General features: G+C 47.3%; 1 protein-coding gene. It reads right to left on the reverse strand.

What is annotated here, in order from left to right:
* A partial coding sequence (locus HV477_RS28070; protein WP_175065764.1) for a CaiF/GrlA family transcriptional regulator occupies positions 1–297 on the reverse strand: 297 nt, incomplete at its 3' end.
* Between the last annotated feature and the right edge of the window lie 185 nt (positions 298–482).

Below are 482 nucleotides of genomic sequence, written 5' to 3' on the forward strand. Positions count from 1 at the left end.
GGGCAGGGTCTGGTGACGGCATTCACAGACCACCCGTGATGTTTTACTCCTCAGATAGGCAATCAGATAGCTGGCCCGTCTGGCCGGGATATGAAACGCCTCTGATATCCGGTTACGCTGAACCCAGTCCTGCTGCAACAGACACCAGTGTGCCACGATGACATACAGGGGCTCCCCGGCATACCGGCGGACACATTCCGGAATAAAGCAGGCATCATGGTTGGTCTGGCCGGGATAATGAATATCATTACCGGGAGTCAGGTACCGCTTTTTTGCTCGTGTATTGTCAGGGCACATAAAAACCTCGTCATCATGATTAACGAAAAAAAGACCGGAGGTATCATTAAAATATTTTTAATATGTTTTATTATTTGTTTTTCCCGCACGGGCATTCAGCGGGTATTTAATTTTTAAAAACCCGCAGTGACTTACTGATAGCGAACTTTCACGGTAACATTCTGACTGAACTTCCCTGTTACTGC

It is taken from the genome of Salmonella sp. SG203 (assembly GCF_013350575.1).
In the GTDB taxonomy this organism is placed as follows: Bacteria; Pseudomonadota; Gammaproteobacteria; order Enterobacterales; family Enterobacteriaceae; genus Salmonella; species Salmonella enterica.